Source organism: Pseudomonas sp. QLc11A (genome assembly GCF_052112305.1).
GTDB lineage: Bacteria > Pseudomonadota > Gammaproteobacteria > Pseudomonadales > Pseudomonadaceae > Aquipseudomonas > Aquipseudomonas laurylsulfatiphila.
Genome location: NZ_JAVAJJ010000007.1, coordinates 15941 through 28581 on the forward strand (window position 1 = coordinate 15941; position 12641 = coordinate 28581).

General features: G+C 53.8%; 11 protein-coding genes and 1 pseudogene. 3 read left to right on the forward strand and 9 right to left on the reverse strand.

The window, feature by feature from the left end:
• Positions 1-3 precede the first annotated feature (3 nt).
• The 6 genes from Q8X48_RS12125 to Q8X48_RS12150 form a co-directional block, all read right to left on the reverse strand.
• On the reverse strand, positions 4-816 hold the full coding sequence (locus Q8X48_RS12125) for a transporter (protein WP_407800174.1): 813 nt from the start codon (positions 814-816) through the stop codon (positions 4-6).
• A gap of 24 nt (positions 817-840) precedes the next feature.
• Positions 841-1299 (reverse strand): glycine zipper 2TM domain-containing protein, encoded by a 459-nt coding sequence (locus tag Q8X48_RS12130; RefSeq protein WP_407800175.1) that lies wholly within the window; start codon positions 1297-1299, stop codon positions 841-843.
• Positions 1300-1342: 43 nt separating this feature from the next.
• Positions 1343-2020 carry a DUF3313 domain-containing protein gene (locus Q8X48_RS12135; RefSeq protein ID WP_407800176.1) on the reverse strand — a complete coding sequence of 226 codons (678 nt, stop codon included), beginning with the start codon at positions 2018-2020 and terminating at the stop codon, positions 1343-1345.
• A 135-nt stretch (positions 2021-2155) separates the two neighbouring features.
• Positions 2156-3607 carry a DUF1254 domain-containing protein gene (locus tag Q8X48_RS12140; RefSeq protein WP_407800177.1) on the reverse strand — a complete coding sequence of 484 codons (1452 nt, stop codon included), beginning with the start codon at positions 3605-3607 and terminating at the stop codon, positions 2156-2158.
• 120 nt (positions 3608-3727) lie between these two features.
• Entirely contained in the window at positions 3728-4987 is a 1260-nt protein-coding gene (locus Q8X48_RS12145; protein ID WP_407800377.1) for an OmpP1/FadL family transporter, read from the reverse strand.
• A gap of 307 nt (positions 4988-5294) precedes the next feature.
• Positions 5295-6323 carry an AraC family transcriptional regulator gene (locus Q8X48_RS12150; protein WP_407800178.1) on the reverse strand — a complete coding sequence of 343 codons (1029 nt, stop codon included), beginning with the start codon at positions 6321-6323 and terminating at the stop codon, positions 5295-5297.
• Between the two features lie 495 nt (positions 6324-6818).
• Here Q8X48_RS12150 and Q8X48_RS12155 point away from each other — a divergent pair, with 495 nt between their 5' ends.
• From Q8X48_RS12155 to Q8X48_RS12165, 3 genes and pseudogenes are all read left to right on the forward strand, one after another.
• The gene (locus tag Q8X48_RS12155) at positions 6819-7490 is read left to right on the forward strand and encodes a DUF3313 domain-containing protein (RefSeq protein WP_223616197.1); all 672 of its coding nucleotides are present in this window, start codon (positions 6819-6821) and stop codon (positions 7488-7490) included.
• 65 nt (positions 7491-7555) lie between these two features.
• A pseudogene (locus Q8X48_RS12160) lies at positions 7556-7849 on the forward strand (PLP-dependent aminotransferase family protein); the annotation flags it as partial.
• A gap of 61 nt (positions 7850-7910) precedes the next feature.
• Positions 7911-9061, forward strand: a protein-coding gene (locus Q8X48_RS12165; protein WP_407800179.1) for an IS3 family transposase whose coding sequence is annotated in 2 segments (ribosomal slippage) — positions 7911-8145 and positions 8145-9061 — 1152 coding nt in all. Because the reading frame shifts where the segments join, the coding sequence is not laid out codon by codon here.
• Positions 9062-9158: 97 nt separating this feature from the next.
• On the opposite strand, the gene Q8X48_RS12170 is transcribed toward Q8X48_RS12165, so the two are convergent.
• The 3 genes from Q8X48_RS12170 to Q8X48_RS12180 all read right to left on the reverse strand — a co-directional run bounded on the left by Q8X48_RS12170 (position 9159) and on the right by Q8X48_RS12180 (position 12489).
• Entirely contained in the window at positions 9159-9914 is a 756-nt protein-coding gene (locus tag Q8X48_RS12170; RefSeq protein ID WP_407800180.1) for a hypothetical protein, read from the reverse strand.
• A 289-nt stretch (positions 9915-10203) separates the two neighbouring features.
• Complete coding sequence (locus Q8X48_RS12175; protein ID WP_407800181.1) at positions 10204-10671, reverse strand: NUDIX hydrolase; 468 nt, start codon at positions 10669-10671, stop codon at positions 10204-10206.
• Positions 10672-11034: 363 nt separating this feature from the next.
• Positions 11035-12489, reverse strand: coding sequence for a TrkH family potassium uptake protein (locus tag Q8X48_RS12180; protein WP_407800182.1), 1455 nt, complete (start codon positions 12487-12489; stop codon positions 11035-11037).
• Positions 12490-12641 lie beyond the last annotated feature (152 nt).

Genomic DNA, 12641 nt, shown 5'->3' on the forward strand with positions numbered 1-12641 from the left:
GTTTCACTTAGGAAAAAGGAGGGTGTACGCCACTCGAAAGCCCCAGCCGTGTGCACCCTCTTCAGGACTGTCCGCCCAGTATCGCGGTCCCACCTGAAGGCTCATGGGCTGCTTGCCGACTTTGAACAATTGCGTCACGAACAAGTTGATCGGCACATTCCACTCCTTGGCTTCCCAGTCGTAAGTGGATTCGGTATTAATCCCAAAACTGGTGTAGGACGTTGTCGTATAGACCAGGAAGGGTTGCAGATACGTCTGGTTGACCTTCTCCTTGTCATCGGCCGGGTCGTTGTCCAGTGACCAGATATGGTTCGCCAGAATACCGGTCGTCCAACCGTTGGCTTGCTTCAACGCCACCGCTGTCGGTCCAATTCCCCATTGTTCGCTACTCAGAAGCTCATCACTGCCGGTCGGTAACAACAACGCGGGGCCTGCGCCCCAGATCCAGCCGCCCTCGGTGGGCTTTTTGGGCGAGAAAAAGAAGCTTTGCGAGGTGTCGCCCACTCCGCTTTTATCGGCGATACCCCTCGGTGCCAACCCGTGCTGATCAATGATCGGGAGGATCGTGCGAGAAATCAGATTCCAATCTTCATTGAGTGTGAAGGGTAATACCGGCTGGATATTGGTTACGCTCTGGATTCCATTACCGGAGGGTCCCATTTTTTGATTCCAGTTGTATTGAATGGGCAAGCTGTACAGTGCCGCGACTGGATTTAATGACTGCCTAGCCAGTTCCGCCTGATCGTCAGCCAGGCTGGAAACGGAAATACTTAAAACCAAAGGCGATAGCAAGAGTCGTTCAATGTACTTGGTCATGTCGAATTCCGTTTACAGTCAGCCTTAACTGCCTTGCGGCACAACGCGGGCATCATTGCCTGAGCCTTGGATATACACCTTCGAGCCTTTAGTCAGGGACGGATTGATCGGTTGGGTCACCGATACCAGCACGCCACTGCTGACCCGCACGATGATCTGCTGCGCCTCGACCGGTTGGTCATACTTTTTCTTCTCTGCGTAGTTACCGCCAGCAGCACCGGCGAGCGCGCCGGCAACCATGGCGACGTCACGCCCGGTGCCACCCCCGATCAAGCTGCCAACCGCCAGGCCGCCAAGGCCACCGAGTACGGCGCCGACACCACTGTCGTGGTTGGTCTGCATCTGCGTCAGCGATATCTGCTCGATCTTCCCTGAGCGAATCTCGATTTCACCGGCGCCGCCATCGGTTGACCCGACGGCGGAACAGGCACTTATCAGCACCGTCATCAATGTGACTGATAGCCAGGACAGGATTATTTTCATTGCGGTGCACCTCGTTATTGGTATTTGGCAGTTCAATCAAGGCTTAACTGCGGATGAACGCCCAGAGATCGACATTCAACTTGTCGATCGCCGCTTTGAAGTCCTGGGCGGTGATCTTCTGGCTTTCGTTTTCCAGCGTTGTACCAAATACCTTGCGTACTACCTTGGCTACCGTCTGGTTGGTTCTCGCATCGATAATCTCGGCCTCGATGAACAAAGTGCTGTCCTGATCACGGTGGCCGGTGGCGGCCTGTGTTGCTCCGACCACGGCGGCGATCGGCACCACTTCGTACCATTTCATCCCTTCGTTTTCGGCATTCACCCCGGTGATCGCCGCACGCATCAGCAGGGTTTTGGAACCCACCGGCGCGGCGCTGGTATTGGAGACCACCCGGTATTTCTGACCCAGGGTGCCTTTAACCTTACTGGTCATGTAGTTCTGGATGTCGGTCAGCGTTTGCTGGTTGACCCGCTCATCGGGCTTGGGCGCGGGATAGAGCTCCAGCTTGTTGAACACCACCGTGTCATAGGCATTCGAGTTCCACGACGGACTGACCCAACGCATTGTTGTGCCGCCGCTTGCCGTTTTGACTTCCTGCAAGTTGTTGTAGTTGGACAGATAGCCCGAGTATTGCTCGGCTTCAGTGACTTTCGATACGCAGCCGGTCAATAACAAGCTGCTCAGTGCAGCGCCCGTTATCCATTTGTGCGAAAAATTCATATAACGGTACTCCTTGAGGGATGTGTTCCTGAATGTCTTTTATTCAAGGTCAGACCTTGTGGCCTCTGCCCTTGGGATCTCAGCCTGAGCAATCAAACGACTGCCTGCCAACTGCAAGCAGTCGCAAGCATCGCGTTACTTCGATGCCACTACTGCTGGCGGCTGCCAGCTGCCGTTGCCGGCGGGAAGAATCGAAGGCGGCGTGGCCTTCGGCCAATACAGGCGCATCACCAGATAGACCGTGTCGTCAGGTGCCGGCAGCCAGTTGGCTTCCTTGGCCTTGCCCGGCGAATCCTTCTGGATGTACAGGGTCAGCGAACCGTCCGGGTTTTTCTTCATGGTCGACAGCATCGGCGAATTGATCAGGTAGCGGTTGATCGGGTTCTTGATCAGCAGTTGGCTCTTGCCGTCGTACATGGTCACCGACCAGAAGGCATTGACGGGCGGCAGTTTGCCGGCGGGGAAGGTGAGCGTGTAGTTGTGCTTGCCGGTGTTCAACGTCTGGCCGTTGCCATCGGTACGCGTAAAGGGGTACATCGCCTCGGCGGCGTCATTGCCGTACAGGCCAGCCTTCGCGGCGCCAGCCCGCATCAGCCAGTCGCCTTTGTAGAACGCCTCGTCGCCCAAGAATGCGCCGACGCTCCAGCCGTTGATATTCTTCATGCCGCTCGAGAGGAACTTCTCGACCTTTTCGTCGCCGGCCTTCATTCCGAGCAGGACCGCGGCCTTGTGCTCGAGCGAGAGGTCCTTGAATTCGAAGCTGCGGCCCGGGCCTACGCCGATGCTGGCCAGCTTGGCACGGATATCCTTGTCGTAAGCCGATGGCGGCACGTACTCCAACGCGGCCGACAGGTACTCGAAAAAGTTGGCCTTGATACCTTCCGTGGTAGCCGGCAGGAAATCAATCTTCGGCGCAGCCGGCGGCGCGGGTTGATGGAGGAAGGCGGACAGCGGCTGGACCTTGTAACCCGCCTGCAGCTTCTCGACATTCGGCATGTCGGCTGGATTGAACAATTGGGTGCGGATCAACGTCAGTGCGAAAGGGGTCGTGGAGCTGAACACCTTGGCGATGCCCGGAGGGGGCGCACCCTTCCAGTCAGGGCCTGCAATCAAATAGCTCCCGGGTGCGCTGGCCGTTGCCCGGCTACCGATGTAACCGTAGTTATAGGTGTTGCCGTCGATCAGTTGCACCGAGTAGTAGCGCTTTTTGGAGACGGCCGGCACGGTGATTACAAGCGGCTCTGCGCGCAGGTCGGCCCAGAGAAAGGAGTACGGCGTGTCGCTGTTCGGCGTAATGATGGCTGTGTCAGCCGGTGTCGCGACCTTGTGATCGTTGTGCAGTTGGTTAAAGGGGGCCTTGAACTGGCTAGACTTGGAGTCCACCGCGAATTCGTTCATCACGGCGTAGTTCATGACCAGCGGCAAGCCGTAGATAAAGCCTTCCTCGGCGATCGCCTTGGTTTGCTCCAGACTCGGCGCGGCCACGCCCTTGGCTACATCCGCCTTGTCTGCTTGCGCGATCGGATCGTTCTTGTTCGCACACCCCGCGAAAAGCGTTGAACCTACTACGACGAGTGCTGCAGCCATTGTCCAGCTACTGTGAGACTTCCTGTTCATTTTCACCTCGTTGGTTTTGTGCAAGCTGGCGTCGTGAGTGTTCATATCTACGGTTAAGTCATCTGAAGATCTGAAACGCTCGCCGACTTTTTAGTAGCGCCAAGTCATGTTGGCGGTCAGGGCTTGAATCCAGGCGTTGTCGAACTCGCCTGATACACGATTGCCAGACAGCGTTTTTTGCTGATCGACGGACATATCCCCCATCCACACCGTGACCCAACTGAAATTCACGTCCGTCTCTTTATTCAGCGAATAAGTAAAGCCAGTGGCGAAACGCCAGGCGGCGCCCATGGGCACGGTGAGCGTACGATTACCGTCGGACACAGCGGACGTGTCATAGGCGACACCGAAATCCCAGGCCCAGTCCGGGTTCATCTGGTATTGAGCGCCAAGCGCCAATTGATACGTGTCTTTGTAACGCGCATCGATCGAGGTAGACCGGGAACCGGTTCTGGAAGTGTCTACGTCAATGCCGATGTCACCGAATTTCGACCAGTCCTGCCAATTGACCGAGGCCAGGACAGCCCATTGCGTGTCCAGTTGCTGGTACAGGCTGAGGGTCGCCGTTTGCGGTACGTTCAGGTCGATCTTGGTGTTGAGGCTGTTGAGGCGACTCACCAACGGAGCACTGCTCTTCACATCCAGGCGATCCTCGAAGTCGAGGTCAACCTGACTGGTGTAAGCCAAGCCGATCCGGGTACCGGGCTTTGGGGCATAAATTACGCCTGCGTTGGCGCCGTAACCCCATGTGCTGTCCCGGTATTTGTATTGGCCGTCACCCCGTTGTGTCAGTCCGAGCGGCGCCTGATCGATGGCGGCTTCGCTCTTCAACATCCCGTACATGGCTTTGAGTCCGACGCCGACGGACCATTGATCGTTGAAGCGATAGGCGACACTGGGTACCAGTGACAGTCCCGCAATGCTCGCGTTTTGCACGAAATAACGGCCGGACCAGTCGTTGTCGTAGTTTTCAGCGAGGCCGAAATCGCCATAGGAGCCGAAGCCGACGGACCACCGATCATCCAGTTGATGGCTGATGAAGAAACTGCCACCCGGTATGGGATCGAGCGCGTTACCGCTGCCAGTGCCCGGCGTATTGGTTTCACTGTCCCGATCGAACGATAAGTCACCAAAAAGAACCTGAGCGCCAGCGGAGATCTGTGTTCCGCTGAGATAGCTTAAGCCAGCGGGGTTGCTGGCTATGGTCGAAGGACCCTGTGCCCGGGCCGCTGCACCGGCATTGGCCAGTCCGACGTTGTCGGTGGCGATCTCGTACAACATCAGGCCACCGGCAACACTGCGACCACTGATAAAGAGTGTCAGCGCACCGAGAACAGTAATCGACAACATACTTTTATTTAATGGCATGAAATCCCTCTCTATCAGATCACTCAATCGATATAGCTTAGATCGCCCCAAGGCCAGGGCATCGACTTTTTTTTGTGCGGCTTTCTTGAGTGTCTACGCGGAGCTCCAACCGCATGTGCAACTAATCGCCAGCCTCATGAACAGCACAAAAAACCGAAGGTCAGCTTTGCAACCAGCCTGTTGTTGCGTTCACTTTACGGCAATCATCAGAAAGGCACCTTGCATTTTCGGACAGTGCGCGCGGTATCGCGGGGGGGATGGAAGTTGTTGAATCAACCCCCAACGGAGGCTACCCCAGCCCATTTCTCCAATGCTGTGGTGACGTGTTTGTCCATGTTTTGAATGCGCGGGAGAAGGCGTTTGGATCCTGGTACTGAAGGGTCTGAGAGATTGTGGATATCGGCAAATCCGTATTTTTCAAGAGCTGCCGCGCGAAGTTGCTTCTGGAGTCGGTGATCAGTTCTTTAAGGTGAGAACCTTCCGCATCCAGCCGGCGTCGCAGCGTTCTTTCATTTAATGAGAATTGACCGGCGATGTGCTTGGAGTTTGCCTGGCCTTTCAATAATAGAGCGTATGTCTGGCTCTTTATTTGTTCTGAAATCGTCAAAGGTGACGTGGCGGTCGAAATAGCCAGTTTAAGCAGATGGTGTAAGCGTGGATTCGCCGTACATTGAATTTGCCGGAGTTGCTGATTGTTTATTACAAGCCCGGAGATGCTTGCATTGAACTGAATGTTACAGCGAAATTTTCTGACGTACGGGGTGATATCGGATGGCTTGCGATATGAAAACTGCACACGAACGGGTGTCCAGTTAGCGCCTAACAATGTCCGCAACATTTTCAGGCCAACCATGACGGCAGTGTCAACTAGTAATGATTGATTGGGCAGGTCGTGGCGATAAATGACATATCCCAACAAACTATGTTGACCCGCCAAGGGAAGAAAGAGTGGGGTCGCACCACGATCATAGAGATTGGCATGCCCGACCAGGTCGATCAATGCGTCGCCTGGCGTAGTCGCGAGACGCATAAGCTGACCGACCGGCCCCAAATTATCCAGCGAAAAGCGCTCACCGATCAGCAGGCCAATATGGGGGCACTGAGTGTGTTTGAATGCCGTGTTGAACAGACGTGCAACGTCAATGTAGGCGAGGTGGTTGTCTTCATTTGCAAATTGCTCAAGGCTGATACCAGCGTCTTTGAAAACGCTTCGCGAGGAACCCCCTATCGCGTCAACTACTTCCGGGAACCTACGCAATGGGCTTGTACTAATTTCTCCAGGCCCGCTCATTCTTAAAGATGATTTTTTTGAGGGCATATAAGCTCGCTATCATTCCTGAAATGGGCGCATTGGCCACGTTGGTGACGTCTAACACATGGCGAGCAAAAGAGCAGAGCGCCCATGAGCCAGCGCCTGACACCTCTCGGCTGTGCTGCGACGCCCCCTCAGTCCTTGGGCCGAATCATCGAATAGGCGAGTCGTGTGCAATGATTGCATCCAAAAATACATGGTATTGAATACATTGGTTTTAGCACGGATGCGCTTTTTTTCAAATGGTCCATACGGACTCTGCTCCACCCTGATAGCCGCTTCCATAGATGATTTTGTGCGTGACGGCGGACAGTTACAGGCGGCCACCGGCTCTCGTTATTCGGCAGGGTCAAAAATCGTCGTTTTGTCGTTCCACCCAAGCGGGTTCGGCAGCGAGCACGCCGACTGATAACGAATCAAAAGGTGACGCTCCCTTGTCGATTCGCGCACAGCACTCACGTACAGTTCGATGGCTACGCTACTCAATAAGGAAGACCGTATATGGCGTGTTCAACTAATTTGTCGATGGTTATTGCTCTCAGTTGTCTCCTGCTATCCGGTTGTGTCTCAAGGACGACTGATAAAGGACAGTATTCAGGTTATCTGGATCGATACGATGTACTTAAATCGACCCTTTCGCCGAGTGGCGCTCCCACCCTGCGCTGGGTGTCGCCAGCGTTCAGATCTAAAAATTACGACACGGTAATTTTTGACCCCCTCATCCTGTACCCCGCGCCGAAGGCTACCGACCGCGTCGACATCCAAACCTTTGAACGGTTGCGAAGAACAGCTGATACCCGGGTATATGAAGTGCTGTCCAAACGATATCGAGTACTTGGATCGCAGGACCCCATTCCATTCGCCTCAAGACTTTTGGTGCTGCACACCGCAATCACAGGCGTCAGTGCATCTAACGAGGAGATGAGGTGGTACGAGGTGATTCCGGTAGCCGCGGCTATTGGTGGTGTCAATGTCGCTACCGGGCAGCGGAATCAGAATTCAGAGCTTTATGTCGAGGCTTTACTGGTCAACGCCGCGAATGAGCCAATGTTCAGAGTCGCACGCAAGGTGTTCGGCAAGACTTTGGACAATAACAAGACTCCGATCACCGCAGACGACTTCACTGAGGCAATAGAGGAGCTTGTTGCTGATATGAATGAATATCTAAAGTAAAAGTAATGCGTACGCAATTTCTTCTTGTTCGAGGACGAGGCGAATCTCAACCCTTTGATTTGGTGCTCGGGTATCGCTGGCCATTGAGGCGACGGCTTCTACTGCTCGAATGGGCAGTCTCCAACGACGCCTGGATCATCGAAGATGACTATCTCAGCGAGCTGCAGCTGTAGGGCAGGGCGGCCCCGGCGCTGGCGTCTTTAGACAGGAACAACCGGGTTATCCACATCGGTTCTTTCAGCAAGACGATAAGCCCGGGACTGCGACTTGGATTTGTAGTAGCTCCAACCGACCTGGTGACTGCGTTCTCCGAGGTGGCTGCGACGCTTGCCCCCGCGCCTTCCCCCGTCATACAACTTGAATCGCCCCGGGTTTCGTAGACACCTCTTTGCCTTAAACTGAGGCCAATTAGGAGGTGCCATGAGCAACCCGCGTTACCTCGAAGAATTCAAAATCCAAGCGGTCAATCAAGTGACCGAAAAGAAGCTGCCTGTCGCTGATGTAGCGGCTCGTCTCGGCGTGTCGACGCATAGCCTCTATGCCTGGATAAAGCGCTACAGCAAACCTCAACAAGAACGGCAGCAGGATGATGATCAGCACGCTGAACTGCGTCGTCTGCGAGCCGAACTCAAGCGGGTCACCGAAGAGCGAGACATCTTAAAAAAGGCCGCCGCGTACTTTGCCAAGGAGTGCGGTTGAAGTACGCCTTTATCAAGCAGCGAGCGGGCGACTATTCCATTCGACGGCTTTGCCTGACGCTGAAAGTCCATCCCAGCGGTTATTACGCCTGGCTGTCTGAGCCGCAATCTGTGCGCGCCAAAGACGACCAGCGACTGCTGGGTTTGATCAAGCATTCCTGGCTGGAGAGCGGCGGCGTTTATGGCTATCGCAAAGTCCATGACGATCTGCGCGAAGTCGGTGAGGATTGTGGTCGGCATCGTGTGGCGAGGCTGATGCGTCTTGAAGGTCTGCGCTCTCAGACAGGGTATCGACGCCGCCCTGGCAAATACGGCGGTAAGCCAGCCGTCGCCTCACCCAATTTACTGAAGCGCCAGTTTGATGTCGTAGAACCCAACAAAGTTTGGGTCACCGACATCACTTACATTCGTACGTATGAAGGCTGGCTGTATTTGGCAGTGGTGCTGGATCTGTTTTCTCGTCAGGTCGTTGGCTGGTCAATGAAGTCGCAGATGACCAGTGATTTGGCCATTGATGCGTTATTGATGGCGGTTTGGAGGCGAAAACCGAAACAGGAGGTGATGGTTCACTCCGACCAAGGCAGCCAGTACAGCAGCTCTGATTGGCGCAGTTTTTTGAAAGCGAACAATTTGGTTGCCAGTATGAGTCGCCGAGGCAACTGTCATGACAACGCCGTGGCCGAGAGCTTTTTCCAGCTTCTGAAACGGGAACGGATCAAGCGGAAAATCTACACCTCGCGGCAAGATGCTCGTAGTGATGTGTTTGATTACATCGAGATGTTCTACAACGCAAAACGCCGCCATGGTTTCAACAATCAGCTGTCACCGGTAGAGTTTGAAAAGCGTTACGCAATGAGTTTGCAAGGTGTCTAAAGAATCCGGGGCGATTCACCCAATAGATTGGGTGATCATCCTCAAAGTCATTTTCGTGCAGGCTCAACCGAAACGATTTTATCTCCGGCTAGGAAAATTACCGGCCAATAGCACAATCCTGCTCCCATTCTTCGAGCATGTCGTTCATCACCGGGGCTTCCTCACCTTGGCTCCTACGGAACTCTGCGACCTTGCCTTCGACACATTTATCGGAGTCTGTGCTGTTAGCAACTGGTACTGGTTGAGCCAGTCTCGGAGGTCGATTCCCGTTGATAGCCGCTGAGGAAAGCTGCGCTAAAAAGGATGTAACGGTAGGGGTCTTACTGAACTCGACATACATTTGATCGCCATTATCTGTAGGCTGCGCGGTATATTCGATGTCCTGAGCATATTCACGCTCTCCGGTTTTAATACCTGCTTTGGCTCCATATGCGTCGAAATCTCCATTCGGAGAATGCGTCCAAACCCCCATGAGCAGCAAGTTCATTGAGCTATCGAGGTTGTTGTGGTCCATTCCTTTTGTGGCGCGTGAGAGAGCATCTTTCGAGACATCGAAAGCTAGTTTCCCGGCACAATAACTTTTGTTGATCGCAGCATCAACCTTGGTGGTACGCGTGCTTATCAATTTGGGTTTGAACTCAGACAGAATGGCTTGAATTTCCGTTTCGTCTACCTTCGGCCCGCCTACCATAGGTCTAGCGTTGTCGAGGAGTACTTGCCGAATCTGGCTCTTAACATCATCGCCGATAATGTTCGCTACCGTTTCGTTGTCGCAGTTAGGTGGTTTGGGACCGCACCCCGCTACGAATGCGAGTGTTACTGCAATTGCACCGAATTTAAGTGGGTTTCGCATGGATGTTCCTTGGCATGATTGATAAAGCTCCCCCTGTTATGTCGGTTCATGTGCATTTTTCTGAAGTGCATTTTTTCCGTAGGCCACAATGGTCAGCTGAAATCGACTCTTATCTACAATCAAACGCCGTCGGAGTGAAGCGTCTAGGGATTTAAAGGCATATTTGAAAAGCCGCTGGTCAATTGTAGTTTTCGCGGAGGATTGCAATCGGCTTGGCGCGGACGGTTTAAGCCCGTCACGACAGGCAGAAAACGGCCAGAAGCAGCCGCTCGAAAGCCGCTTGCGAACATCAAGTCGGAGCTTCGGATGATATGTTTGTGCTTTGATCATGAGCCAATACATAACCTTGCGCTGTCAGTGTGGCAGTCAGGTACCGTAATGCTCGACGGAAGACCGGATGACAGTCGGCAAACGGCAAATCATCCAGCGGAGCCCAAAAAAAGCTGAAGGTGTGACCATGGTCATCGAGCGTGTGATGAGTCCATTGCTCCGGCAAAAGTGCCTGCGTGTAACACAGTTGAAATGACCATATCTGGTCGAGATGCGCGGCGTCCCAGCAGCCCATATCGCTGACAACCGAGGCGACTTCTATGCCTGATTCTTCGCTTAATTCACGCAGAGCGGTCTGAGCTGGAGTTTCACCTGTCTCGATTGTCCCTTTGACCAGTTGTACGCCTGCTATTGGATGGCGGAACAGAAGGATGTGTGTGCCAGGAATACTGGAGAGGATGACCGGGCAAGCCTTGTTCGGTGACATGGCGATTTCCTTATCGGCAATGAAGCACACATCTTACGGCCTTATCCCTTACGCGAGCGGCCAGATATTCAGATGTCGGCTTGGGGTCGATTCTGTTGAAAAAGTCGGTTCGCCCAAACAGCCTGGTCATTGACTGGTTAAAACGCCTTTTTTGCACACTGCTACGTGAAATCTGAGTCCGGAAGCCTCTGCCGAAAGTGAAGATTTCAACCTCGGACGCATACTTTTCTGCTGCGGAAACCATTGTCGACTTTTTCAACAGAATCGGTCGTTTTCTGCCCTTCACGACGGGCAGCAATCGGCCAACAGCGGCAACCCAAACGACCACTTATCTCTCTATGGAAGTACTCGCTGCCCCTTGGGTCAATATCTCCAGAAAACTGGAGTTACAAGTACCAACACAGTCAGGATTTCCAGCCGTCCTAGAAGCATTCCAACGGTCAGTAGCCATTTGGCGGCATCAGGTAATGATGAGAAATTACCTGCCGGCCCAATGATTGTGCCAAGCCCTGGCCCGACGTTACACACCGCAGTAGCGGCACCGCTCAACGCTGTTGTCCAATCAAGCCCAATGAGAGCCAGGCCCAAGGCGATGGCGGCAATAGTGATGGTGAAGAAAAACGAGAAGGTCAAAAGCGAGCGCAGGATCTCCTCGTCGATGGGATGACCGTTGTACTTCTTCTGTATCACGGCTCGCGGATGGATCAACTGCTTCAAACTACTGACCAGTAGAGCAGCAGCAACCTGAAAACGGAAAATTTTAAGACCGCCTGCAGTGGAGCCGGAACATCCACCGACGAAGGTCAGATAGAAAAACAGCAAGACAGCGAAGCTGCCCCACAAGGTGTAGTCGCCAACCGCAATACCGGTGGTTGTGACGACCGAGGTCACATTGACTGCCACGATACGAAACGCATCCCACCATACGTATTCGCTGTGAAAACTTAGCCAGGTACCCACAGCCAGCGATGTGACGAGCAAGAACCCAATAAACCCGCGTACCTGGTGATCCTGAACCAGCGCAAGCCGATGGCCCCGCAATGTCGCGACGTACAAGGTGAACGGCAGACTGCCCAGAATCATGATGGCCACTGATACCCAGTGAATCGCTGGTTGCGTCCAATGCCCAAGTGAGGCGTCCGAAGTTGAGAACCCCCCGGTAGAGATCAACGACATTGCGTGGTTGACCGCTTCAAATGGCGTCATACCAGCGAACCAGAGCGCCAGAGCTCCGATGCCAGTAAGCCCCAGATAGAGCAAAAGAATGTACTTGGCTGCCACATGGGAACGCGGTGTCACTTTCTCCGACCAATCTGAGGACTCTGTCTGGAACAGACGCATGCCGCCTACTCGCAACAGTGGAAGGATCGCTACAGCCATGCCGATAAAACCGATGCCTCCCAACCAATGCAGCATGGAGCGCCATATCAATAAACCGGGAGATGCGCTATCCAAACCGGTGAGTACAGTCGAGCCAGTGGTTGTGATGCCAGACATCGTTTCAAAGAATGCGTCGGTGTAGCTGATATTGCTGATGAACACCATTGGCAACGCTGCGAAGGTGCACACAACTACCCAGCTTGCGGTAGTCAGCAGGTACATATCCCTAGGACGAAGCTGGCCAGTATCCGGGCGCCCTCGCACGATCAACAGGAGGCCACAGATGAAGGTAATCAAACTCGACCAGAGAAAGGCCGACAGATCGTCGCTACGCTCATAGGCCACCAGTGTGATCATGGGAATAGCCATGCTTATGGCCAGCGTGATCAGAAAAATGCCCAAGATGAAGCCGATAAGCCGCATTGCTGCGAGGGACATAAAAGTAGCCTGTGAAATTAACGCCGCGCAGTATCGGGTGCTCAACCTCAAAGCCCCGTAAATTTTACGTAAAATTTCTACGGGCAATCAGTCAGTCTGCGTACGTCCAAGGGTTTTGATTGAGTAACAGTGTTCACAGAGGAGCAACGGTA